The sequence below is a fragment of the Variovorax sp. YR752 genome, from assembly GCF_943372545.1.
Genome location: NZ_CALRZC010000141.1, coordinates 1 through 22,092 on the forward strand (window position 1 = coordinate 1; position 22,092 = coordinate 22,092).

General features: G+C 69.8%; 18 protein-coding genes and 1 pseudogene. 3 read left to right on the forward strand and 16 right to left on the reverse strand.

The genetic code is table 11. From position 1 onward, the window contains the following. The 11 genes and pseudogenes from AAG801_RS26700 to AAG801_RS26750 form a co-directional block, all read right to left on the reverse strand. Nucleotides 1–260: pseudogene (locus tag AAG801_RS26700) on the reverse strand (hypothetical protein); the annotation flags it as partial. Between the two features lie 2 nt (nt 261–262). Then, on the reverse strand, nt 263–1,024 hold the full coding sequence (locus tag AAG801_RS26705) for an ATP-binding cassette domain-containing protein (RefSeq protein WP_341891098.1): 762 nt from the start codon (nt 1,022–1,024) through the stop codon (nt 263–265). Next, nucleotides 1,021–2,229, reverse strand: coding sequence for a sugar ABC transporter permease (locus AAG801_RS26710; RefSeq protein WP_341891099.1), 1,209 nt, complete (start codon nt 2,227–2,229; stop codon nt 1,021–1,023). Before AAG801_RS26710 ends, AAG801_RS26705 begins: the two co-directional genes overlap by 4 nt. 95 nt (nt 2,230–2,324) lie before the next feature. Next, nucleotides 2,325–3,371, reverse strand: coding sequence for a D-xylose ABC transporter substrate-binding protein (gene xylF, locus AAG801_RS26715; protein ID WP_341891100.1), 1,047 nt, complete (start codon nt 3,369–3,371; stop codon nt 2,325–2,327). A gap of 142 nt (nt 3,372–3,513) precedes the next feature. Continuing rightward, nucleotides 3,514–4,872 (reverse strand): xylose isomerase, encoded by a 1,359-nt coding sequence (xylA, locus tag AAG801_RS26720; RefSeq protein WP_341891101.1) that lies wholly within the window; start codon nt 4,870–4,872, stop codon nt 3,514–3,516. Nucleotides 4,873–4,890: 18 nt separating this feature from the next. Beyond that, on the reverse strand, nt 4,891–6,345 hold the full coding sequence (gene xylB / locus AAG801_RS26725; protein ID WP_341891102.1) for a xylulokinase: 1,455 nt from the start codon (nt 6,343–6,345) through the stop codon (nt 4,891–4,893). A 10-nt stretch (nt 6,346–6,355) separates the two neighbouring features. Then, nucleotides 6,356–7,390 carry a LacI family DNA-binding transcriptional regulator gene (locus tag AAG801_RS26730; protein ID WP_341891103.1) on the reverse strand — a complete coding sequence of 345 codons (1,035 nt, stop codon included), beginning with the start codon at nt 7,388–7,390 and terminating at the stop codon, nt 6,356–6,358. 130 nt (nt 7,391–7,520) lie between these two features. Further along, nucleotides 7,521–9,347, reverse strand: coding sequence for an ATP-binding protein (locus AAG801_RS26735; RefSeq protein ID WP_341891104.1), 1,827 nt, complete (start codon nt 9,345–9,347; stop codon nt 7,521–7,523). Between the two features lie 280 nt (nt 9,348–9,627). Then, on the reverse strand, nt 9,628–10,050 hold the full coding sequence (locus tag AAG801_RS26740) for a hypothetical protein (protein WP_341891105.1): 423 nt from the start codon (nt 10,048–10,050) through the stop codon (nt 9,628–9,630). Between the two features lie 119 nt (nt 10,051–10,169). After that, nucleotides 10,170–10,958 (reverse strand): DUF2189 domain-containing protein, encoded by a 789-nt coding sequence (locus AAG801_RS26745; RefSeq protein ID WP_341891106.1) that lies wholly within the window; start codon nt 10,956–10,958, stop codon nt 10,170–10,172. A 68-nt stretch (nt 10,959–11,026) separates the two neighbouring features. Continuing rightward, entirely contained in the window at nt 11,027–12,724 is a 1,698-nt protein-coding gene (locus AAG801_RS26750) for an AarF/UbiB family protein (RefSeq protein ID WP_341891107.1), read from the reverse strand. A gap of 92 nt (nt 12,725–12,816) precedes the next feature. Here AAG801_RS26750 and AAG801_RS26755 point away from each other — a divergent pair, with 92 nt between their 5' ends. Continuing rightward, complete coding sequence (locus AAG801_RS26755) at nt 12,817–13,716, forward strand: DUF4399 domain-containing protein (RefSeq protein WP_341891108.1); 900 nt, start codon at nt 12,817–12,819, stop codon at nt 13,714–13,716. Here the strand turns inward: AAG801_RS26755 and lspA are convergent, their stop codons facing one another. The 4 genes from lspA to AAG801_RS26775 all read right to left on the reverse strand — a co-directional run bounded on the left by lspA (nt 13,717) and on the right by AAG801_RS26775 (nt 19,370). Further along, nucleotides 13,717–14,211, reverse strand: coding sequence for a signal peptidase II (gene lspA, locus AAG801_RS26760; RefSeq protein WP_341891109.1), 495 nt, complete (start codon nt 14,209–14,211; stop codon nt 13,717–13,719). Between the two features lie 2 nt (nt 14,212–14,213). Then, nucleotides 14,214–17,063: an isoleucine--tRNA ligase gene (gene ileS / locus AAG801_RS26765; protein WP_341891110.1), complete on the reverse strand. Its 2,850-nt coding sequence runs from the start codon at nt 17,061–17,063 to the stop codon at nt 14,214–14,216. Between the two features lie 91 nt (nt 17,064–17,154). Continuing rightward, nucleotides 17,155–18,189: a bifunctional riboflavin kinase/FAD synthetase gene (locus AAG801_RS26770; protein ID WP_341891111.1), complete on the reverse strand. Its 1,035-nt coding sequence runs from the start codon at nt 18,187–18,189 to the stop codon at nt 17,155–17,157. 26 nt (nt 18,190–18,215) lie between these two features. Beyond that, nucleotides 18,216–19,370 carry a GAF domain-containing protein gene (locus tag AAG801_RS26775; RefSeq protein ID WP_341891112.1) on the reverse strand — a complete coding sequence of 385 codons (1,155 nt, stop codon included), beginning with the start codon at nt 19,368–19,370 and terminating at the stop codon, nt 18,216–18,218. 158 nt (nt 19,371–19,528) lie between these two features. Between AAG801_RS26775 and AAG801_RS26780 the strand changes: the two genes are divergently transcribed. Beyond that, nucleotides 19,529–21,226 (forward strand): PQQ-dependent dehydrogenase, methanol/ethanol family, encoded by a 1,698-nt coding sequence (locus AAG801_RS26780; RefSeq protein WP_341891113.1) that lies wholly within the window; start codon nt 19,529–19,531, stop codon nt 21,224–21,226. Further along, entirely contained in the window at nt 21,223–21,561 is a 339-nt protein-coding gene (locus AAG801_RS26785) for a cytochrome c (protein ID WP_341891114.1), read from the forward strand. Before AAG801_RS26780 ends, AAG801_RS26785 begins: the two co-directional genes overlap by 4 nt. Here AAG801_RS26785 and AAG801_RS26790 read toward each other — a convergent pair. Further along, nucleotides 21,527–22,092 (reverse strand): 16S rRNA pseudouridine(516) synthase (locus AAG801_RS26790; RefSeq protein WP_341891115.1); only part of this gene is annotated, 566 nt, incomplete at its 5' end. The genes AAG801_RS26785 and AAG801_RS26790 overlap by 35 nt on opposite strands.

Consider the following 22,092-nt stretch of genomic DNA (forward strand, 5'->3'; position numbering starts at 1 on the left):
AACTTCAATGCGCCGCCGGCGGGGCTCTTGTTGCGATAGAACTTCGAACGGTTCGCACCGCCGGCGATGAACAGCGAGGGCTGTCCGCTGCCGTCGCAATCGAGTGCCGCCACGCCGCCCCCGACCATGTACTCCCAGTCGCCGTCGAAGCGGCTCTGGATGCCCGCGGCATCGGTCTCGTCGATCAACTTCGGCACCGCCGGCGCGGCCGCCACCAGCGGTGCGCACAGCGCGAGCAGGACGGCTGCTGCGCTGCGCATCCTCAGGCCGCCTTCGCCTTCGGCTTCTGGCCGAGGATGATCATGCCGAGCACGTCGTCCTGCGTGACGTCGGGGATGTTCACGGTGTCGACCACCTGGCCGTTCTTCATCACCGTGGCGCGGTCGCAGACCTCGAACACGTCGGCCATGTCGTGGCTGATCAGGAAGATGCCGATGCCCTGTTCCTTCAGCCGCGCGATGGTGTCCAGCACCATGCGCGTCTCGGCCGGGCCGAGTGCCGCGCAGGGCTCGTCCATGATCAGGATGCGCGCGTTGAAGTAGAGCGCGCGGGCGATCGCCACCGTCTGCCGCTGGCCGCCGGACATCGCCCGCACCGGCTTGCGCAGGTCGGTGAAGTTCGGGTTCAGGCGCTGGATCACCTGCCGCGCCTCATGCTCCATGCGGTCGGCATCGAGCGTGCGCCACGGCGTCAGCAGCTCGCGGCCGAGGAACAGGTTGGACGGCGCGTCGAGGTTCTCGGCCAGCGCCAGCGTCTGGTGGATGGTCTCGATGCCGGCGGCGCGCGCTTCGCGCGGCGTGTTGAAGCGGTGCTCCTGGCCGTGCACGATGATGTGGCCGTCGTCCGGCGGGTAGACGCCCGACAGCACCTTGATCAGCGTGCTCTTGCCGGCGCCGTTGTGGCCGAGCAGGCCGACCACCTCGCCGGCGTGCAGGTTGCAGCTGGCGCGCTCGACCGCGTGGATTCCGCCGAAGCGCTTGGACACGCCCTGCACGTCGACGACGAGTTCGGGTGCTGTGCTCATTTGCCCTGCCTGCGGTTGTAGACCACGTCGAACCAGACGGCGGCGATCAGGATCATGCCGATGAAGATCTGCCGCATCGGGCTGGAGACGTCCATCAGCACCATGCCGTTGTCCAGGCTCTGGATCAGCAGCGCGCCGACGATGGCGCCGGCGATCGTGCCGGTGCCGCCGGCCAGCGAGGTGCCGCCGATCACCGTCGCGGCGATCACGTACAGCTCGGCCATCTGGCCGATCGAGTGTGTGCCCGAATTCAGCCGCGAGGTGGTGATCACCGCGGCGACCGCCGACAGCGCGCCCATCAGGCCGAACAGCATCAGCAGCACGCGCTTGGTCGGCAGGCCGGAGAGCAGCGCCGCTTCCGGGTTGCCGCCGTAGGCGAAGACGTAGCGGCCGAAGCGCGTCTTCTGCGCGATCACGCTGAGCACCGCGGCCACCGCGATCAGGATCAGCACCGGCACGGCGATGCCCTTGCCGGGTGGCGTCGCACCTTCGACGCCGGCGGACGGATCGGGGTAGGAACACACCACCGCGACGAAGCCGAGGACGGCTGCGCAGGTGATGCCGACCTTGGTCGCATCGGCCCAGGCCGGCGCCATCGCCGCACCGTAGCGGGCGCGCGAACGGCGCGCGCTGAGGGCACCGGCGACCACGAGCGCACAGGCGATCGCGCCGACCACCCAGCTCCAGAAGGTGCCGATCGAGCCGCTCACGCCGCCGCCCAGGCGTTGGTAGGTCAGCGACAGCGGGGCGAGCGTCTGCCCGTCGGCGACGAGGAAGGCGCTGCCGCGCCACATCAGGTAGCCGGCCAGCGTGACGACGAAGGCCGGCACCTCGCGGTAGGCCGTCCACCAGCCCTGGAAGGCGCCGATCAGCACGCCGCCGAGCAGGCCCGCGCCGATGCCGACCAGCCACGAGCCGGGTGTCTCCGCACCCAGCCAGGTGACCTGCACCCACGCGATGATCATGCCGGTGACGGCCATCTGCGAGCCGACCGACAGGTCGATCTGCCGCGCCACGATGATGAACACCATGCCGCAGGCCATGATGGCCGTCACGCAGGTCTGGATCGACAGGTTGTAGAGGTTGCGCGGCGACAGGAAGATGCCGTCGGTGGCGATCGCCAGCAGCACCCAGATGACCGCCAGCGCGATGACGAGCGAAGAGAAGCGCGGATCGAAGCCCGCTTTCTCGAACCATGAACGCATGCGCGTTCTCCCGAGAGGCGCGATTCTGTGGGGGGTCGAAGCGGCACCGGCGTGGGGGCGCCGGTGCCTTTCGACGACTACGGACGACTACGACATCACTTGCAGGCTGCCGGCGCCTTGGCCGCGTCCACACCCTGGCAGACCTGGGCCTTGGTGACCCAGCCGGCATCGATCACCGTCTTCAGGTTGTCCCTGGTGATCGGCACGGGCTTGAGGAACACCGAGCGGATCTTCAGCTTCTTGGTGCCGCCGCTCCAGTCGGCCGCGCCCTTCAGGTCGCCGAGCTTGGTGCCGCCGGCCATCTGCGCCGCGAAGGTGCCGGCCGCCTTGCCGAGTTCACGCGCGTCCTTCCACACCGACACGGTCTGCTCGCCGCGCGCCACGCGGTTCAGCGCTGCGACGTCGCCGTCCTGGCCCGACACCGGGATGCCGACCATGTTCTGCGCGCGCAGCGCCGCCACCACGCCGCCGGCGGTGCCGTCGTTGGAGGCGACCACCGCGTCGACCTTGTTGGCGTTCTTGGTCAGGATCTGCTCCATGTTCTTCTGCGCGTTCTCCGGCGCCCAGCCGTCGGTGTACTGCTCGCCGACGATCTTGATGTCGCCCTTGTCGATCGCGGCCTTCAGCACCTCGCGCTGGCCGCCGTTGAGGAAGTCGGCGTTCGGGTCGGTGGGCGAGCCCTTGATGAACACGTAGTTGCCCTTGGGCTTGACCTTCAGCACCTCGCGCGCCTGCATGCGGCCGACCTCGACGTTGTCGAAGGTCAGGTAGAGCACGCCGGTGTCCTGGATCAGGCGGTCGTAGGCGACCACCGGGATCTTCGCTTCCTTGGCCTTGGCGACGGCCGGGCCGATGGCGTCGGCGTCCTGCGCCAGGATGATCAGCGCCTTGGCGCCCTTGGCGATCAGCGCTTCCACGTCGGCGAGCTGCTTCTCGTTGCTGCCCTGCGCATCGGCGGAGATGTACTTGGCGCCGGCGGCTTCCAGTGCGGCCTTGATGGCGGCCTCGTCCTTCTTCCAGCGCTCTTCCTGGAAGTTGGACCAGGACACGCCGATCACCTCGCCCTTGGCCTGCGCGGCCGTGGTGGCGGTGAAGGCTCCGGTGGCGACCAGCGTCGCCGCGAAGATGGCTTTCAGTTTCATGGGTGTTGTCTCCTTGTTGTGGGCGCCCGCCGGGAAGGTTGGACGGTCACGAGACCGCTTGGGGCCGGCATCAGCGGGACGCTGCTCGCACGAAGGCGAGTGATGCCGGTCGGGTGAAATGGGGGAAGGGCTGGCCTCTCCTTCAGAGGTAGTTGCCGACCAGCTGCTCGAGCCGCTCCTGCCGGCCCGAGCGCGGCTGCGGCTCGAGGTCGGTGGCGGCGACCAGCCGGGCCAGGCTGTCCAGCGACTGCTTGCCGGCCAGGATGCTCTTGCCGAGCTTGCCGTTCCAGCCGGCATAACGCTCCTCGAGCTGCGCGGCGAGTGCGCCGTCGGTGATCATCTTCTCGGCCACAAGCAGCGCACGGGCGCACAGGTCCATCGCGCCGGCGTGGCCGGCGATCAGGTCGTCGGGGTCGATCGACTGGCGGCGCAGCTTGGCGTCGAAGTTCAGGCCACCGCTCGTGAAGCCGCCGCCCTGCAGGATGTGGTACAGCGCCAGGGCCACCTGCGGCAGGTTGTTGGGGAACTGGTCGGTGTCCCAGCCGAGCATCTCGTCGCCGCGGTTCATGTCGATCGAACCGAAGATGCCCAGCGCCTGCGCCAGCACGATCTCGTGCTCGAAGGTGTGGCCGGCGAGCAGCGCATGGTTCTGCTCGATGTTGACCTTGACCTCCTTCTCCAGGCCATGCGCCTTGAGGAAGCCGAACACGGTGGCGACGTCGTAGTCGTACTGGTGCTTGGTCGGCTCGGCCGGCTTGGGCTCGATCAGGATCGCGCCCTTGAAGCCGATCTTGTGCTTGTGCTCGACGACCATGGTCAGGAAGCGGCCGAACTGCGCCAGTTCGCGCTTCATGTCGGTGTTGAGCAGGGTCTCGTAGCCTTCGCGGCCGCCCCACAGCACGTAGTTCTCGCCCTTGAGTTCGTGCGTCATCTCGAGCACGTTCTTCACCTGCGCGGCGGCGTAGGCGAACACCTCCGGGTCGGGGTTGGTCGCGGCACCGGCCATGAAGCGGCGGTTGGAGAACAGGTTGGCCGTGCCCCACAGCAGCTTGGTGCCGGTCGCGGCCATCTTCTTCTCGAACACCTCGCCGATGCGGCGCACGTTGAGGTTCGATTCGCGCAGCGTTGCGCCCTCGGGCGCGATGTCGCGGTCGTGGAAGGTGAAGTAGGGCGCACGCAGCAGGCGGAACAGCTCGAAGGCGGTGTCGGCCTTCTGTTTCGCCTGCGCCATCGGGTCGCCGCCGGCGGCGTGCCAGGGGCGCTGGAACGAGTCGCCGCCGAACGGGTCGACGCCGTTCCAGACGAAGCTGTGCCAGTAGCAGACGGCGAAGCGCAGCTGGTCGGCCATGCGCTTGCCCAGCACCTTGCGGTCGGGGTCGTACCAGCGGTAGCCCATCGGGCGCTTGGCGCTCGGCTTGTAGCGGGTGCCTTCGAAGCGCAGCGGCTCCTTCAGCGTGAAGTAGCTCTCGGCAGCGGGTGCAGTGGTCTTGGTCTTCTTCATGGTGTCTTTCAGTCGGACTCAGCGCGCGAGGTCGCGTGCGAGCGGGTAGAGGCGTTGCCAGTCGGCGTGGCGCTGCGCGGGCAGCGCCACCTGGCCGGGGCGGGGGAGGAAGCTGCGCAGCCGCGTGGCCGCTCGCGCGACGGTGATGCCTTCGCCGGCGGCCATGCGCGCCAGCCGTGCGGCGCCGAGCGCACAGCCGATGTCGCTCTCGGCCACCTGGTGCAGCGGGATGCCGAGCACGTCGGCGAGGATCTGCGCCCACAGCGGCGAGCGTGCGCCGCCGCCGATCAGCGAGGCTTCGGCGAGCGTGGTGCCGGCACCGGACAGCGACTGCTGCGCATCGCGCATTGCGTAGGCCACGCCTTCGAGCACGGCCAGCGTCATCTGCGCGCGGGTGGTGTCGGCGGCGAGGCCGAGAAAGCCGCCGCGCACACGCGCGTCGTTGTGCGGCGTGCGCTCGCCGGAGAGGTAGGGCGCGAACCAGACCGGGCTGGCGCCGGTGGCTTCGCTGTCGAGTTCGGCGAGCAGCTCGGCCTCGCTGCGCCCGCAGACCGAGGCCCACCAGGCGAGCGCGGAGGCCGCCGACAGCAGCACGCCCATCTGGTGCCAGGTGTTCGGAACGGCATGGCAGAAGGCATGCACCGCACGCGCCGGGTTGGGTGCGAAGCGAGCCGTCGTGGCCCACAGTACCCCCGAGGTGCCCAGCGACACGAAGGCATCACCCGGATGCACGGCGCCGACGCCGACGGCACCCGCGGCGTTGTCGCCCGCGCCGCCGGCGAGGATGGGCGCACGGCGGAAGCCCCAGCGTGCGACCAGTTCGGGGCGCAGCTGCCCGGCCGGCTCGCTGCCTTCGACCAGGCGCGGCATCTGCTCGAGCCGCATGCCGCAGGCCGCGAGCGCGGCCTCCGACCAGCGCCGCGCACCGACGTCCAGCCACAGCGTGCCCGAGGCGTCGGACATGTCCTCGGCGTACTCGCCGGCCAGACGCCAGCGCAGGTAGGCCTTGGGCAGCAGCACCTTGGCCGTGCGCGCGAAGAGGTCCGGCTGGTGCTTGCGCACCCACAGCAGCTTGGGTGCGGTGAAGCCGGGCATGGCGATGTTGCCGGTGACCTCGCGCAGCGCCGGCCAGTCGCGCTCGAGTTCGGCGCACTCGGCTTCGCTGCGGCCGTCGTTCCACAGGATGCAGGGGCGCAGCACCTCGCCGGCGGCGTCGAGCAGCGTGGCGCCGTGCATCTGGCCGGACAGGCCGATGGCGGTGACCTCGGCCAGTTCGGCGGCATGTCGCGCCTTCAGGTCGTCGAGGCCATCGCAGGTGGCCTGCCACCAGTCTTCCGGCGCCTGCTCGCTGAAGCCCGGCTGCGGGCGGCTGACCTTGAGCGGCCGGCTGCTGTGCGCGAGGACGTGGTCGTGCTCGCCCAGCAGCGCGACCTTCACGCCCGAGGTGCCGATGTCGATGCCGAGCGTGATCATGGGGCGCGGCTCACGGCAGGTTGTCCTTCAGGAAGATGTCGATGCGGATGCGCTCCTGATCCGGCAGCACACGTTCGCCCGACAGGCGCGCCAAGGCGAGGCGGCATGCGGAGCGCACCTCATGGCCGGCATCCTGGTTGATGACGGCGTCGGCGACGCCGTCGAGCAGCGCGCGGCGGGCATGCGGCGTGAGTTCGTGGCAGACCCAGACGACATGCTCCGAGCGCCCGCTGGCCGCCAGTGCCGCCTGGATGCCGCGGTTGCCGGCGCCGATGCTGTACAGGCCGGCCAGCTCGGGCTCGCGGCGCAGCAGCTCGGCGACCAGCGGCTCGGTGCGCTCGCTCAGGTCGTGGCCCTCGATCGGCGCAAGCAACACCAGCTGGGCGTGCTCTGTCGCCATGACCTGTTCGAAGCCGAACAGCCGCTCGGCGTGGTCGCGCAGCGCGCGGCTGCCCAGCACGATGCCGATGCGCCCCGGGCGTTTGCCGACGAAGCGGCCGAGCAGGGTGGCCGCAGTGCGGCCGGCGGAGACGTTGTCGATGCCGACGAAGTGCGCGCGGCGTGAACTCGGCACGTCGGAGACCAGCGTGATCACCTCGGTGCCGCGGGCGACCAGGTCATCGATCGCGGCGCGCACCTGCGGGTGGTCCAGGGCCATCACGACGACCGCGTCGAAGCTCTCGTCGAGCGAGTGGAGGTGGTCCGCCAGCGCCTGCGGCGAGAACACGTCGACCGTCTGCGTCACGGCGATCGCGCGCTGCTCGGCCAGCCACGGTGCCATCGCCTGCACCTGCTGGCTGAGCAGGGAGACGAAGGTGTTGGTGCCCGAGGGCAGCACGAAGGCCAGCCGCAGCGTGCGGCTGCGTGCCAGGCGCGCGGCGGCCGGGTCGGGCCGGTAGCCGAGCTCGTGCACCGCGGCATTGACGCGCTCCACGGTACGCGCCCGCACGCCCGCACGGCCGTGCAGCACGCGGTCCACCGTGGCCAGGCTCACGCCGGCCACACGGGCGACGTCCTGCAGGCTGGCACGGGGGATTGTTTCCATGCCGCGAATGCTAGTGACTTGAAATGAGGTGCGCAACTCATTGCACTGCGGAACACCTCATGGCTTTCCCCAGTGCTCGACGGGCGCTTCCAAGGTCAGCGCGGTCCGCGATGGATCGGCAATGCAGGGGTCAGGAACCGCGGGGGCCCAGATGCCGCTGCAGAACGCAGGCCAGTGCTTCACCGGTGACCGGCTTGGGCAGGTAGTCGTTCATCCCGGCCGCGTCGCAGCGCTGGCGGTCCTCCGCGAGCGCGTGCGCCGTCAGCGCGATGATGGGCACCTGGGCGCGCGGATGCCCGGACGATCGGATTTGTCGCGTCGCCTCGTAGCCATCCATGACCGGCATCTGGCAATCCATCAGCACCACGTCGATGTCGAGCGCCTGAACGGCCGCCACCGCCTGGGCGCCGTCCTTGGCCAGCGTGACCGTCATGCCCAGCCGCTCGAGCATGGCCTGCACCACCATGCAGTTGACGGCGTTGTCCTCCACCACAAGAACGCGTGCCGGACGCGGCCCGACCGGGCTGGCATCAGCCCCCTCGGATGCGCTGGTCGCCACCGCGGTGGGGTCGGGGTCGAGCGCCGCTTCCAGCGGCACGTCGAACCAGAAGCTGCTGCCGCGCCCTGGCGCACTGTCGGCATGGATCGAGCCGCCCATCAGCTCGACCAGGTGCTTGCAGATCACGAGGCCGAGCCCGCTGCCGCCGAACCGGCGGGTGGTGGAACTGTCGGCCTGCGAGAAGCGCTGGAACAGCTGGGCCATCTGCTCGGACGTCATGCCGATCCCGGAGTCATGCACCGACACCCGGATCCAGGGGCGGCCATCCCCGTCGGGCGGCGCGGCTGGCTCGGCGCGCAGGGTGACGGTCCCGGCGCTCGTGAACTTGAGCGCATTGCCCAGCAGGTTCGTCACGACCTGTCTCAGCCGCGTGGGGTCGCCACTGACACGTGGCAGTGCCTGCAATCCGATCGCGGTCTGAACCGATACACCGCGTGCCAGGCCGAGCTCACGGTAGATCGTCGCCACGCCCGCGAGCAGCAATGCCGGGTCGAAGTCGACGCGCTCGAGCCCGACCTTGCCCTCCTCGATCTTGGACAGGTCGAGGATGTCGCCCAGCAGGTCGTGCAAGGCATGGGCCGCCGTCGAGAGGGCCTGCGCGTAGCGCGCTTGGGTGGCATCCAGCGGGGTGGCCTGCAGCAGTTCCGCCATGCCGAGGATGCCGTTCATGGGCGTGCGGATCTCGTGGCTCATGTTGGCCAGGAAGCGGCTCTTGGCCTGGCTTGCCTCCACCGCCACCTGGCGCGCCTGTTCGCGCGCGGCCGCCACCGACGAGGCCTCGAGGCGCAGGCGCGTCATGTCCGTCCAGTCGCGGCAGCTGCGCCAGCTTTCCTGCGTGAGCACCACGCCGTAGACGAGCAGGCTGACCACCACGATCCACGCGTCCTCGTACCCCGACCAGAGCGCGTGCCCGATCACCGGCAGCAGCATCGTCAGGAAGTTCAGCATGGCCGTGCGCAGGCTGCTGACCAGGATGAACACGCCGATCGCCGTGATGCACATCACGCTGGCGAACAGCAGGGCGCGCAGCATGGTGTCCGGCACAGCCGGCACGAACACCAGGGCGATCACGCCCCAGCACAGGTTGTCGAGCGTGATCAGCACGTCGAATCGCGTCTGCCAGTAGCCCAGCCGCTGCGCTCGCAGGGGATCCCGCTCGAAGCGACCGGTCTCGGCAACCCGCACGACGCTGATGGTCAGCCGCGCCAGCAGCCAGCCGAGAACCCAGGACGTGCTGATGTGGGCCCACATGGCATAGGCCACCACCAGCGCGAAGACGACCGCACCCGCCTGGGGCTGCGGTGCAAGACGGTAGATGGCGCTCACGCGGGCAAGCGCGATCTCCGCGTCGATCAGACGCGGTGATTCCAACGGTGGTGTTGCGGGAGTCGAAGTCATGCAGGAAGGCCAGGCAGCCCCGGACGCGCCTCCGTCCCGGACTGCCAAGCCGCCATGGTTGCGCGGATATCGGCAATCGTGGCCGGCACATGAAGGCAGGCGGTGACGCATGCGACGTCATGCACGGCGCGCGTGCGCAAGTCGGCAGGCGAAGGTCGCCGCCGGCGACCGCTGCTGCCGGTGGCCCGGCGTCGGCCGCGCCAACGCCGATACGACGCCCGGTGCGTCTCGCGCAGGAAGAACGCCCGGCCGGCGGCGCCCCGGCCGCTGCCGCGCTGGATCAGCGCTGCCCTTCGGTCAGCGTGTCGAGCTGGAAGCGGCCGCTCTTGTCGACCAGCCAGATGTCCAGGTACTTGGTGCCACCCATGCGTTTCGGCGCAGGCAGCGGCGAAGCCGCGCGGATCATCTGGCGCACGCGTTCGGTGACGTCCGGCGCGTGGCTGGGCGTGCGGATCATGTTCACGTCGCGCACGTTGCCGGCGTCGTCGAGATCGACTTCGGCGACGACGATGGCGTGGATCAGCGGCGGCAGCTTGCCCTTGTAGATCTGGTCGCGGTAGGCCGCGTAGATGTGCCGCGCGCCGTCCTTGCGGTAGGCCTTGGCGTCGGCGGCCGTCGAGGCGTCCGGTGCCGCCGCGATGGCGGGGGCGGGGTGGGCCAGCAGGACGCCGGCAGCAAGGAGGGCGGCAAACGCAAGCTTCATGGACGGTCTCCGACGGAGTGGGTGAAGCCACTCTGCCTGCCGGCCATTCGCCGCGGTGGGGCGGAAGTCACGCCGCGCGCTGCCGCATCCGATCGTTACGCAGCAGGTGACCGGAAGCGTCAATTCGTGCCGGAACTCGGCACCCCGACGGCGCTGCGGTAAGCGTGCCAGGACGCATGGCCGAGCACCGGGCCGACCACCAGCAGGCCGAGGAAGCCCGGCAGCATCGCCAGCACCACCAGCAGCGTGATCAGCGCGCCCCAGACCAGCATCACGCCGGGCTGGGTCAGGCACAGGCGCAGGCTGGTCAGGCCGGCGCTGACCGCATCGACCGAGCGGTCCAGGATCATCGGCATCGAGACCACGCTGATCGCGAAGATCAGCCCGGCGAACAGCGCACCGACGCCGAGGTAGGCGACGATGAAGCCGATGTTCTCCGGGTCGAGCAGCGCCAGCAGCGAGCCCTTGAAGTCGGGCATGCCGTCGAAGCTGACCGCGAAGATGATCAGCGAGGCGCGGCCCCAGATCATCTCGAGGATCAGCAGCACGCCACCGAAGATGGCCATCGTGCCGGTGCGTGTGTCCCAGGCGGTCAGCGAGGCGCCGAGGTCGGGCGTCTCGCCCTGCTCGAGCTTGCGGCTGACGTCATACAGGCCGAGGCAGAGGAACGGCCCCATCAGCAGGAAGCCGGCCGACAGCGCCAGCACCCAGGCCGGTGCGGTGCGGTACATCCACAGCAGCAGCCAGCCCATCACCGCGAAGCACACGCCGTAGAACAGGCCGATGCCCGGTGCGCGGCGGAAGTCGCGCCAGCCCAGCGCCAGCCAGCGCAGCGGGTCGTCGCCGCGCAGCGTGCGCAGCGGCAGGTCGAGGATGGAGCTCGGGGTCTCGGCGGTCTGGTCGTCCATGGCTGCGCATTGGGCCGTGCGATCGGCAGCGGCGCATCCGGGTGCGCCCTAGCGACGATTGATGCGCATCAATCGTCGTCGTCGCGGTGGTGCGTGCTGCGCCAGATCGAACGCACCAGCCACACGCCGCCGAGCGCTGCGCCACAGAAGCCGAGAAAGCCGAAGGCCGGCAGGCCGAACAGCGTCGGTCCGGCCTGCACGGTCATCACGATCGACGAGCCGATGATCAACGCGGCGATCACCAGCGCCAGCGAGAGCCGATTGGCGGCGCGGTCGAGCTGGTCGCCGACACGCTTGAGGTGCGCCAGGTCGATGTGCAGCTGCATGCGGCCGCGGCGCAGGTTGCGCATCGCGCGCGCGACGTCGTGCGGCAACCGCTCGACCATTCCGAAGGCGTCGCGCAGCGTGCGCCAGGCGCGCTGGCCGATGGCCTTGGGCTTGTAGCGCGCGCGCAGCACCTGGCGCAGCAGCGGCAGCGCCTCGCTGGCCATGTGGAAGCCGGGGTCGAGCCCGCGCCCCATGCCTTCGAGCGAGATGAAGGCCTTGATCAGCAGGGCCAGGTCGGCGGGCAGGGCGAGGCGGTGCTCGCGCAGGATGGTGGTCACGTCGGCGAGCATCTGCCCGAGGTGCAGGTCGGCCAGGGGCGTGCCGTGGTACTGGTCGACGAAGGCCTCGATCTCGCCTTCCAGCGCGCTCAGGTTGGCGCCGTGGTCGTCACCGGTCCAGTCCAGCAGCACATCGGCCACCGCCTGCGGCTCGCGTTCGACCAGGCCGAGCAGCAGCGCCAGCAGCTCCTCGCGGCGCCGCGAGGTCAGCCGGCCGATCATGCCGAAGTCGATGAAGGCGAGCCGGTTGCCGGGAAGGTAGAAGACGTTGCCCGGATGCGGGTCGGCATGGAAGAAGCCGTCCTCGACGATCATCTTCAGCACCGCCTGCGCGCCGCGGCGCGCCAGCAGCGGCCGGTCCAGGCCTTCGGCGCTGACGCGTTCCAGGTCGCTGCCCGGAATGCCCTCGATGAACTGCTGCACGTTGACCCGCTCGCGCGTGTGCTCCCAGTGCACCTTCGGGATCAGCACATGCGGCAGTACTGCCAGGTTGCCGGCGATGCGCTCGGCGTTGTGGCACTCGGCCGCCAGGTCCATCTCGCGTTGCAGCGAGCGTGCCAGTTCGCGCACCAGCTGCCGCGGGCGGTAGGGTTGCAGCGCCGGGATCTCGGTCTCGGCCATCGCGGCGAGGCGGTCGAGCAGGCGCAGGTCGGCCTCGACGATGGTGCGGATGCCGGGGCGGCGGATCTTCACCACCACCTCGGCGCCGTCCTTCAGCCGTGCGCGATGCACCTGGGCGATCGAGGCGGCGGCCAGCGGCTCGGCCTCGAAGCGGTCGAACACCGCCTCGGGTTCGTCACCGAGGTCTTCGCGCAGCTGCTCGCGCAGCGCATCGAGCGGGACGGCCGGCACCTGGCTGTGCAGGCGCGAGAACTCGGCGATCCAGTCGGGGCCGAACAGGTCGGCGCGGCCGGCCAGGATCTGGCCGAGCTTGACGAAGGTCGGCCCCAGTTCCTCCAGCGCCAGGCGCACCTGCACCGGCGGCTCCAGGCGCGCCAGGTCGGCGGCGTGGTCCCTGTGCAGCACCTGGCCGGCGCGCTCCAGCGCGTCGGCCAGGCCGAGGCGGCGCACCGTGTCGCCAAAGCCATGCCGGACGAGCACGCCGGCGATCTCGTTCAGCCGGCCCAGGTCACGGGCGGCCCCCAGCGTCTCGATCAGCATGGCGTGAAGTATGGCGCGGTGCCACCGCACGAGGGATTGACCTCGGATAGGTCGGCATGCCGCAATGCACCATGGTTACAAAAGTGAAGCCCATGCGCCGTCCGACCCTCCCGACCCTGGCCTGCCTGCTCGTTGCTGCCCTGTCCGCCTCGGCCCAGGCCGCACCACTTCCCAAGAGCGACACCGAGCGCGCCTGCTGGCAGCGCTACACGCGCGAACGCACGCGGCTGGACCTGAAAGAACTGACGGCAGTGAGCTTCACCAACCTGCGTAACGGCTACCGCGTGCGCAGCCCCTTCCTGGTCGAGTTCGGCATCAAGGGCATGGGCGTGGTGCCGGCCGGCAAGGCACTGCAAGGCACGGGGCACCACCACATCCTCGTCAACACACGCATGCCGCCCTCGGTGACCGAGAAGCTGCCCTTCAACGACGGGCACAAGCACTTCGGCAAAGGTCAGACCTTCGCCGTGCTCGACCTGCCACCCGGCAGGCACACGCTGCGGCTGCTGTTTGCCGACCACGAGCACCGGCCGTACTTCGTCTTCAGCCCGGAGATCACCGTCGAGGTGACGGGCAAGCGCACGGCCGAGCCGCTGAAGATCGATGCGGCCGAGTTCGAGGCCAGCTGCGCCGCCTGGTACCAGGACGAACAGGCCCGGCCGCGCGGCCCTGGCGAATGGGTGACGGTCACGAACGTGCGCGATGGCGAGGCCCTGGTCAGTCCGTTCACGCTGCAGTTCGGCGTCGAGGGCTTCGGCGTCTGCGCCAAGGGCCAGACGGCCGACCGCAGCGGCCACTTCATGCTCGACGTGCTGCAGCAGGGCCGGATCGTGCAGGCCATGGACCTGTCCAACGGCGCGACGCAGGCCAACGTCTTCGTGCCGGTGGGCAGCTACCAGCTGAAGCTGCGCTTCGTCGACGGCAAGACGCAGCGCGACCTGCTGCCGCCGCACGAGCAGAACGTCGTGGTCACGGTGCAGGAGCGGCTCTGATCAGCTTCTGCGCACGCGCAGGATCTCGTCGAGGATCAGCAGTGCGGCACCGACGGTGATCGCGCTGTCGGCGATGTTGAACGACGGGAAGTACCAGCCGCCGTAGTGCACCTGGATGAAGTCGACCACGTAGCCATGCAGCAGGCGGTCGACCACGTTGCCGAGCGCGCCGCCGAGGATCAGCGACAGCGCCCAGGAGAACAAGCGCTGCCCGCCGTGGCTGCGCAGCATCCAGACGATGAACACCGCCGCGGCGAAGCCCAGGCCGACGAAGAACCAGCGCTGCCAGCCCGACGCCCCCGCGAGGAAGGAGAAGGCCGCGCCGGTGTTGTGCACGCGCACGACGTTGAAGAACGAGGTGACGGTGCGGCTGTCGCCGAGCTGGAAGTAGCCGAGGATCAGCGTCTTGGTGAACTGGTCGAGCAGGATGATGGCCAGCGCGATGGCCAGCCAGGGCAGCAGCGACGAGCCGGTGGAGGACTTCTGCCACGCCATGCTCAGGCCACCTTTCGCGCTTCGCCTGCGCCGTGCAGGTTGCTGGTGCAGCGGCCGCAGATCGTCGGGTGCGCCGGGTCGTGGCCGACGTCGTCGCGCCAATGCCAGCAGCGCTCGCACTTCTGCGCGCTCGATGGCGTGACTTGCACTGCCAGTTCCGCTCCTTCGGCCAGCGCCACCACCGAGGTGATGGTGACGAAGCGCAGGTCGTCGCCCAGCGCGGCGAGCAGCGCATGGTCGGCCGCGTTGGCGGTGATCTTCAGGTTGGCCTGCAGCGACGAGCCGACCTGGCCCGCGGTGCGCACCGCCTCGATCTCCTTGTTGGCGAGGTCGCGGATCTCGCGGATGCGCGTCCACTTCGCCAGCAGCGCCTCGTCCGGCGTCTCGAACTTCCAGTAGGTTTCGGTGAAGATCGATGGTGACGCGCCCGGCGCGAATACCTTCCAGGCCTCCTCGGCCGTGAAGCTGAGGAAGGGCGCCATCCAGCGCAGCATCGCGTGCGTCAACTGCCACAGCGCGGTCTGCGCCGAGCGGCGCGCCAGCGACTTCGGTGCGGTGGTGTAGAGCCGATCCTTCAGCACGTCGAGGTAGAAGGCACCCAGGTCTTCGGAGCAGAACACCTGCAGCTTGGCCACCACCGGGTGGAACTCGTAGACCTCGTAGTGCGCCAGCACCTCGGCCTGGAACTGCGCCGCGCGCGCGAGTGCCCAGCGGTCGATCTCCAGCATCTCGGCCGGTGCCACCGCATCCTTGGCCGGATCGAAGTCGCTGGTGTTGGCGAGCAGGAAGCGCAGCGTGTTGCGGATGCGGCGGTAGGCATCGACGACGCGGGCAAGGATCTTGTCGTCGCCGGCGATGTCGCCCGAGTAGTCGGACGCCGCCACCCACAGGCGGATGATCTCGGCGCCGAGCTTCTGGCTCACCGCCTGCGGCTCGATGCCGTTGCCCAGCGACTTGCTCATCTTGCGGCCCTGGCTGTCCACCGTGAAGCCGTGGGTCAGCAGGCCGCGATACGGCGCGCGGTCGAACAGCGCGCAAGCCAGCAGCAGCGAGGAGTGGAACCAGCCGCGGTGCTGGTCGTGGCCTTCGAGGTAGAGGTCGGCCTCCGGGCCCTGCTCGTGGAAGCCGCCCGGATGCTGGCCGCGCAGCACATGCCAGAAGGTCGAGCCGGAGTCGAACCAGACCTCGAGGATGTCGCTGCTCTTGGTGTAGTGCGGCGCATCGGCGGCGCCGAGGATCTCTTCGGCGGTGACGCGGCTCCAGGACTCGATGCCGCCGCGCTCGACGATTTCGGCCGCCTGGTCGAGGATCTCCATCGTGCGCGGGTGCAGCTCGCCCGTGTCCTTGTGCAGGAAGAAGGGCAGCGGCACGCCCCAGCTGCGCTGGCGCGAGATGCACCAGTCGGGCCGGTTGGCGATCATGTCGCGAAGCCGCGCGCGGCCGTTCTCCGGGAAGAAGCCGGTCTGGTCGATCGCGTCCAGCGCCATCTGGCGCAGCGTGCGCGGCGCCTTGTCCTTGGTGAACACGCCGTCGCCGGCATCCATGCGGATGAACCACTGCGCCGCGGCGCGGTAGATCACCGGACTCTTGTGGCGCCAGCAGTGCGGGTAGCTGTGCGTGATGGTCTCGGTGGCGAACAGCCGCCCTGCGTTCTTCAACGCTTCGATGATCACCGGCACGGCCTTCCAGATGTTCTGGCCGCCGAACAGCGGGAAGTCGGCCGCATACGTGCCGTTGCCCTGCACCGGGTTGAGGATGTCGTCGTAGGTCATCCCGTGCTGCACGCAGGAGTTGAAGTCGTCCAGGCCGTAGGCGGGCGACGAGTGCACGAGGCCAGTGCCGTCTTCCGCCGTCGCATAGTCGGCCAGGTAGACCGGGCTGAGGCGGTCGTAGCCGGTGTCGACGTGTGCGAGGGGGTGGCGGAAATGGATGCCGCCGAGCTTCTCGCCGGTGACGGTGGCCAGCACCTGTCCGGTGAGACCGAAGCGTGCCATGCACTTCTCGACGAGGGACGCGGCCAGCACCAGCAGCCCACGCTCGGTGTCGACCAGCGCGTACTCGAGCGTCGGGTTCAGGTTCAGCGCCTGGTTGGCCGGGATGGTCCAGGAGGTGGTCGTCCAGATCACCGCAAAGGCGTCCTTCTCGAGCTTCGTCAGGCCGAAGGCGCTGGCCAGCCGGTCGGGCTCGGCGCAGAGGAAGCCGACGTCCAGCGTCTGGCTCTTCTTGTCGGCGTACTCGATCTCGAACTCGGCCAGCGACGAGCCGCAGTCGAAGCACCAGTACACGGGTTTCAGGCCGCGGTAGACGAAGCCGCGCTCGATCACGCGCTTGAAGGCGCGGATCTCGCCAGCCTCGTTGGCCGGGTCCATGGTCGCGTAGCGGTCGGCCCAGTCGCCGAGCACGCCCAGGCGCTTGAAGTCGCCCATCTGCAGCGCGATCTGCTCGGTCGCGTAGGCGCGGCTCTTCGCCTGCATGTCATCGCGGCTGAGGTTGCGGCCGTGCTTCTTCTCGATCGCGTTCTCGATCGGCAGGCCGTGGCAGTCCCAGCCGGGCACGTACTGCGCGTCGAAGCCCTTCAACTGGCGCGCCTTGACGATCATGTCCTTGAGCACCTTGTTGACGGCGTGGCCCATGTGGATGGCGCCGTTGGCGTAGGGCGGGCCGTCGTGCAGCACGAACAGCGGCGCGCCGTGACGCGCGTCGCGCAGCTGCTTGTAGAGGCCCTGATCCTCCCAGTCCTTGACCCAGCCCGGCTCGCGCTTGGGCAGGTCGCCGCGCATCGGGAAGGGGGTGTCGGGCAGGTTCAGCGTCGCGCGGTAATCGGCGTTGGCGACTTTGGCGGTGTCGGTCATGGCTGCTCGTGCGCCGTCGGGGGCGCGCCGGAAGGTGAGGTGAACGGCGCGAGATCGCTCGCGCCGCGGTTCGCGGGCAGAGTGGCGCGCGCTAAATTCGATCGCGGGTGGTCTGGCGGCCCGTCTTGACGTAGCTGGCGGCATGTGCGGCCAGGAAGGCGCGCGCGTCGTCGACATCCTTGCGGATCGCGGCCGTCAAGGCTTCCAGCGAGTCGTAGCGGGCTTCGTCGCGCAGTTTGTGCAGCAGTTCCACGCGGACGATCTTACCGTAGCCCCCCTCGCGCCCGAGCCGGGCCGGCCAGTCGAGGCAGTAGACCTCGAGCAGCACGCGGCCGCTGTCGTCCACCGTCGGCCGCCGGCCCAGGCTGGCCACGCCGTCGATCGGCTCGTCGGCGAGGCCGAAGGTGCGCACCGCGAAGATGCCCAGCGCCGCCGGCTTGGGGTGCGAGAAGCGCAGGTTGAGGGTGCGGAAACCGTCGGCGCTGCCCTCGGCACTCGCGCCGAGGCTGCGCCCGAGCTTGCGGCCGTGCACCACGTGGCCGGACAGGCTGTAGGGCCGGCCGAGCAGGGTGGCGGCGCGTTCCATGTCGCCGGCGGCCAGCGCCTCGCGCACCGCCGAGCTGGACACGCGCAGGCCGTGCACCTCGTAGCTCATCATGCGGGCGACGTCGAAGCCGGCGCGCTGCCCGGCTTCGTCGAGCATCGTGTAGTCGCCGGCGCGCCTGGCGCCATAGCGGAAGTCGTCGCCGACCAGCACGTACTTCGCGCCCAGACCCTGGACCAGCACGTCGTCGACGAAGGCCTGCGGCGACTGCGCCGCGAAGCGCTGGTCGAAGCGCAGCACCACCGCCTGGTCGACGCCGCAGCGCTCGAGCTCGGCCAGCTTGTCGCGCAGCGTCGCGATGCGCGCCGGCGCCAGCTCGGGCTTGCCGGCCAGCGTGGCGAAGTAGTCGCGCGGGTGCGGCTCGAAGCTCATCACGCAGGACGGCAGGCCGCGGTGCTGAGCCTCGTTGCGCAGCAGCGCCAGCATGGCCTGGTGGCCGCGGTGCACGCCGTCGAAGTTGCCGATGGTCAGCGCGCAGGCGCGGGCGATGCCGGGATGGTGGAGGCCGCGGAAGACTCGCATGCGCGGGATTATCCCGTGCGCCGCGCTCAGTCTTCGGAGGCCTTCAGGTGGCGGTAGATCAGCCCGCGCGAGACGCCCAGCGTGCGCGCCGCCTGCGACACGTTGCCGCCGCATTCGCCGAGCACGCGCACCACGGTCTGCCGCTCGGTCTCGCGCAGCGTCACCGGCTGCGGTGCCGGTTCGGTCGACGGTGCCGGCACGGGCGTGGGATGCGCCGCCTGCAGCCGCTGCTGGCCGTCGCGGGCGCGCCACTCGAGGCGGATCCACAGCGTCAGGCCGTTGGGCAGGCGCAGCGGCTGCGGCTCTGTGGCGCTGGACAGCGACGCCAGCGCGGCCAGCGGCAGACCGAAGTGGGCCTCGACCGAAGGCTTGTCGGCGCGGTCTGCGGTCGCACCCACGCCGAGCAGGCGCGCCGCGGCGCCGTTGAGCCAGTCGATGCAACCGTCGCCGGTGATGCCGGCCAGCGCCGCCATCGGCGTGTCGAGCAGCGCCGGCGAGATCTGCATGCGCGCCACCAGGTGCTCGGTGGACTGCGCGCACAGCAGCCGGTTCTCGATCTCGGCCGCGTAGTGCGCCACCACCGAGGCGGCGTCGAAGCCGAAGGGCAGGCCCTCGCTGGACAGGTCGAGCACGCCGGCGAGCCGGCCGCGCACGTCGCGGATCGGCGCCGCCGCGCAGTGCATCACCTGCACGTTGCCGAAGAAGTGCTCGGCGCCGAGCACCACGCTGGCCTGGCCGGTGCGTGCGGTGATGCCCGGCGCCGTGGTGCCCACCGCCTCCTCGGCGAGGTTGACGCCGATGCGCGTGCTGATCGGCATCAGCTGCTCGTGGCTGCGTGCCTGCGTGAAGGTGCTGCCGATGACCACACCCTGCGGGTCGGTCAGCATGGCGGTGCCGCTGGTGCCGGCGAGCGTCACGCGCAGCCGCTCCAGTTCCTCGGCCGCCGCCTCGAGCAGTTGCCGGTTGGCGCGCAGCACGCCGTGAACGCGGCTGGCCGTGACCGGCTCGAACGCGGCCGGCTTGGCCGGGTCAGGATGGCTGCGCAGGCAGCGCGACCACGATTGCAGCACCGCCTCGCTGACCATGCCGGAGGGGCGCACGCCGTCCTCGAAGAAGCGTTGCCGCGCGAGCGCGACACGCTGCTCGGGCGAGGCGTAGAAGGGGTTGGCGGGCAGGGTCATGGTCGTCTCCGGCCGCGCAGTGTGCGGCCCGCGCAGCGGCCTCGGCAAGCTGTGCCGCAACGGAACAGCGCAGGCCTAGGGTTAGTCCCGAAGTGGCCGCCGGCTTGACGCGGATCTATCGTGCGGCCCGTCCTGGAACACCACAACGAGGAGACATCATGGACAAGACGCTGGTGCGTTGCCTGACCGGAATGGCGCTGTCCTGCGCGCTGACGGTGACGCACGCGCAGACGATCACCGACCTGCGCAACGACGCCGCCACGCCGGGCGATGTGACCACCTATGGCATGGGCTGGTCGCTGCAGCGCCACTCGCCGCTGAAACAGATCACGCCGACCAACGTCGGCAAGCTGACGCCGGTGTGGAACCTCAGCCTGGACAACCCGACCAATGCCTCGAACCAGCCGCTGGTCATCGACGGCGTGATGTACGTCGCCTCGCACACCCACACGATCGCGATCGACGCGGTGACCGGCCGGCAGAAGTGGAAGACCGCGATCGAGCTGCCCGCCGACATTGCGGGCTACCTGTGCTGCGGCATCCACACCCGTGGCATGGCGGCGCTGAACGGCGTGCTCTACCGCACCACCATCGACGCGCACGTGATGGCCGTCTCGATGGCCGACGGCAAGACGATCTGGAAGCAGAAGGCCGCCGACTACAAGGACGGCTACTCGATGACCCACGCGCCGCTGATCGCCGACGGCGTGCTGATCACCGGCATCTCCGGCGGCGAGTACGGCTCGCGCGGCTTCCTCGACGGCTGGGACCTGAAGACCGGCGAGAAGAAGTGGCACCGCTGGACCACCGCCGCCCCCGGCGAGCCCGGCGGCGACACCTGGAAGGGCGACGCCCACAAGACCGGCGGCGCGCCGACCTGGCTGACCGGCAGCTACGACCCCGAGCTCAACCTCGTCTACTGGGGCGTGGGCAACGGCGGGCCGTGGAACCCGGCAACGCGCGGCGGCGACTCGCTCTACATCGGCTCGGTGCTGGCGCTCAAGCCTTCGACCGGCGAGATCGTCTGGCACTACCAGTTCTCGCCCGGCGACCCCTACGACTACGACGGCACCAACGAGCTGGTGCTGGCGGACCTTCCGATCGCGGGCAAGACCACCAAGGTGCTGATGCAGGCCAACCGCAACGGCTTCTTCTACGTCATCGACCGCACCAGCGGCAAGCTGATCTCCGGCACGCAGTTCGCGCGCAAGGTCAACTGGGCCACCGGCATCGACAAGGCCAGCGGCCGGCCGATCGACACGCCGATGACGGCGATGGTGCGCAAGACCGAGGAGATGAAGGACTTCATCGAGGTCTGGCCGAGCGCCTTCGGCGGCAAGAACTGGATGCCGATGAGCTACGACCCGGGCCGCAAGCTCGTCTTCCTCAACACCATCGACCTCGGCATGAAGGTCAAGTACGTCAAGCAGGAGCGCCCGGGCGGGCCGAACTGGTTCCTCGGCCTGGAACTCGGCGGCTTCGTCGATCCGGCCGACGGCAACCGCGGCTCGCTGGTCGCCTGGGATCCGGTCGCCGGCAAGCCGGTGTGGACGGTGCTGAACAAGTCGCCGTTCTGGGCCGGTGTGCTCTCCACCAGCACCGGCGTGGTCTTCACCGGCGCGCAGAACGGCCAGTTCATGGCCTACGACGCGAAGAACGGCAGGAAGCTGTGGTCGTTCCAGACCGGCTCGGGCATCTCCGGCCTGCCGATCGCGTGGGAAAAGAACGGCCGCCAGTACATCACCGTGCTCAGCGGCTCGGCGCATGTCTATGGCGCGCTGGCCGGTGACCCCGACACCGCCAATGTGCCGGCCGGCGGCTCGGTGTGGACCTTCGCGCTGCCCGCGGGACGATGAGCGGTCGACGACACGCCTTGCTGGCCCTCGCGCTGGTCGCCGCTTCGGCGGCGGCCGGCGCGCAGGTGCCGCCAGCCGAGGCGGCCGAGGCCGGGCGCAAGCTCTACGTGAGTTCGTGCACCCGCTGCCACGGCATCAACCTGGTGACCAACGGCATCGGCTTCGACCTGCGCACCTTTCCGCAGAACGACAAGGAGCGCTTCGTCCGATCGGTGACGAACGGCAAGGGCGCGATGCCGGCCTGGGGCGCGACGCTGAAAGCCGAGCAGATCGACCTGATCTGGGCCTACATCGGCTCGGTCAACGGCTGGAAGCCGGCGGCGTCGGCGCCGTAGTGATCGCCTGCGGGCCGTCGAGCGCAGCGGGACTGTCGACCCAGCGCCACTGACCAGGCGCCAGGTCGGCCGGCAGCTGCAGTGCGCCGAAGCTGCTGCGGTGCAGGCCCTCGACGCGGTTGCCCACCGCCGCCACCATGCGCTTGACCTGGTGGTACTTGCCTTCGGTGAGCGTGAGGCGCAGGCCGTGCGTGCCCTCGGCCTCACAGGCCGCGGCGCGCACCGGCGCCGGGTCGTCGTCGAGCACCACACCGGCGAGCAGCGCGTCGATCTGCTTCGCGTCCACCTCGTGCTTGCAGCGCACGTCGTAAAGCTTGGGCACGTGGTGCTTCGGCGAGGTGAGGCGGTGGATCAGCGTGCCGTCGTCGGTGAGCAGCAGCAGCCCGGTGGTGTCCTCGTCGAGCCGACCCACCGGCTGCACGCCGCGGCGGCGCAGCGGCGCTGGCAGCAGGCTCATCACGCTCGGATGGTGCTTGGGCTTCTGCGAACACTCGTAGCCGGCCGGCTTGTGCAGCATCACCAGCGCGCGCG

Bases quoted from the DNA above. Each gene is read 5' to 3' on its own strand.
- AAG801_RS26705 (WP_341891098.1), bottom strand. From the start codon at position 1,024: ATGAGCACAGCACCCGAACTCGTCGTCGACGTGCAGGGCGTGTCCAAG.
- AAG801_RS26710 (WP_341891099.1), bottom strand. From the start codon at position 2,229: ATGCGTTCATGGTTCGAGAAAGCGGGCTTCGATCCGCGCTTCTCTTCG.
- xylF (WP_341891100.1), bottom strand. From the start codon at position 3,371: ATGAAACTGAAAGCCATCTTCGCGGCGACGCTGGTCGCCACCGGAGCC.
- xylA (WP_341891101.1), bottom strand. From the start codon at position 4,872: ATGAAGAAGACCAAGACCACTGCACCCGCTGCCGAGAGCTACTTCACG.
- xylB (WP_341891102.1), bottom strand. From the start codon at position 6,345: ATGATCACGCTCGGCATCGACATCGGCACCTCGGGCGTGAAGGTCGCG.
- AAG801_RS26730 (WP_341891103.1), bottom strand. From the start codon at position 7,390: ATGGAAACAATCCCCCGTGCCAGCCTGCAGGACGTCGCCCGTGTGGCC.
- AAG801_RS26735 (WP_341891104.1), bottom strand. From the start codon at position 9,347: ATGACTTCGACTCCCGCAACACCACCGTTGGAATCACCGCGTCTGATC.
- AAG801_RS26740 (WP_341891105.1), bottom strand. From the start codon at position 10,050: ATGAAGCTTGCGTTTGCCGCCCTCCTTGCTGCCGGCGTCCTGCTGGCC.
- AAG801_RS26745 (WP_341891106.1), bottom strand. From the start codon at position 10,958: ATGGACGACCAGACCGCCGAGACCCCGAGCTCCATCCTCGACCTGCCG.
- AAG801_RS26750 (WP_341891107.1), bottom strand. From the start codon at position 12,724: ATGCTGATCGAGACGCTGGGGGCCGCCCGTGACCTGGGCCGGCTGAAC.
- AAG801_RS26755 (WP_341891108.1), top strand. From the start codon at position 12,817: ATGCGCCGTCCGACCCTCCCGACCCTGGCCTGCCTGCTCGTTGCTGCC.
- lspA (WP_341891109.1), bottom strand. From the start codon at position 14,211: ATGGCGTGGCAGAAGTCCTCCACCGGCTCGTCGCTGCTGCCCTGGCTG.
- ileS (WP_341891110.1), bottom strand. From the start codon at position 17,063: ATGACCGACACCGCCAAAGTCGCCAACGCCGATTACCGCGCGACGCTG.
- AAG801_RS26770 (WP_341891111.1), bottom strand. From the start codon at position 18,189: ATGCGAGTCTTCCGCGGCCTCCACCATCCCGGCATCGCCCGCGCCTGC.
- AAG801_RS26775 (WP_341891112.1), bottom strand. From the start codon at position 19,370: ATGACCCTGCCCGCCAACCCCTTCTACGCCTCGCCCGAGCAGCGTGTC.
- AAG801_RS26780 (WP_341891113.1), top strand. From the start codon at position 19,529: ATGGACAAGACGCTGGTGCGTTGCCTGACCGGAATGGCGCTGTCCTGC.
- AAG801_RS26785 (WP_341891114.1), top strand. From the start codon at position 21,223: ATGAGCGGTCGACGACACGCCTTGCTGGCCCTCGCGCTGGTCGCCGCT.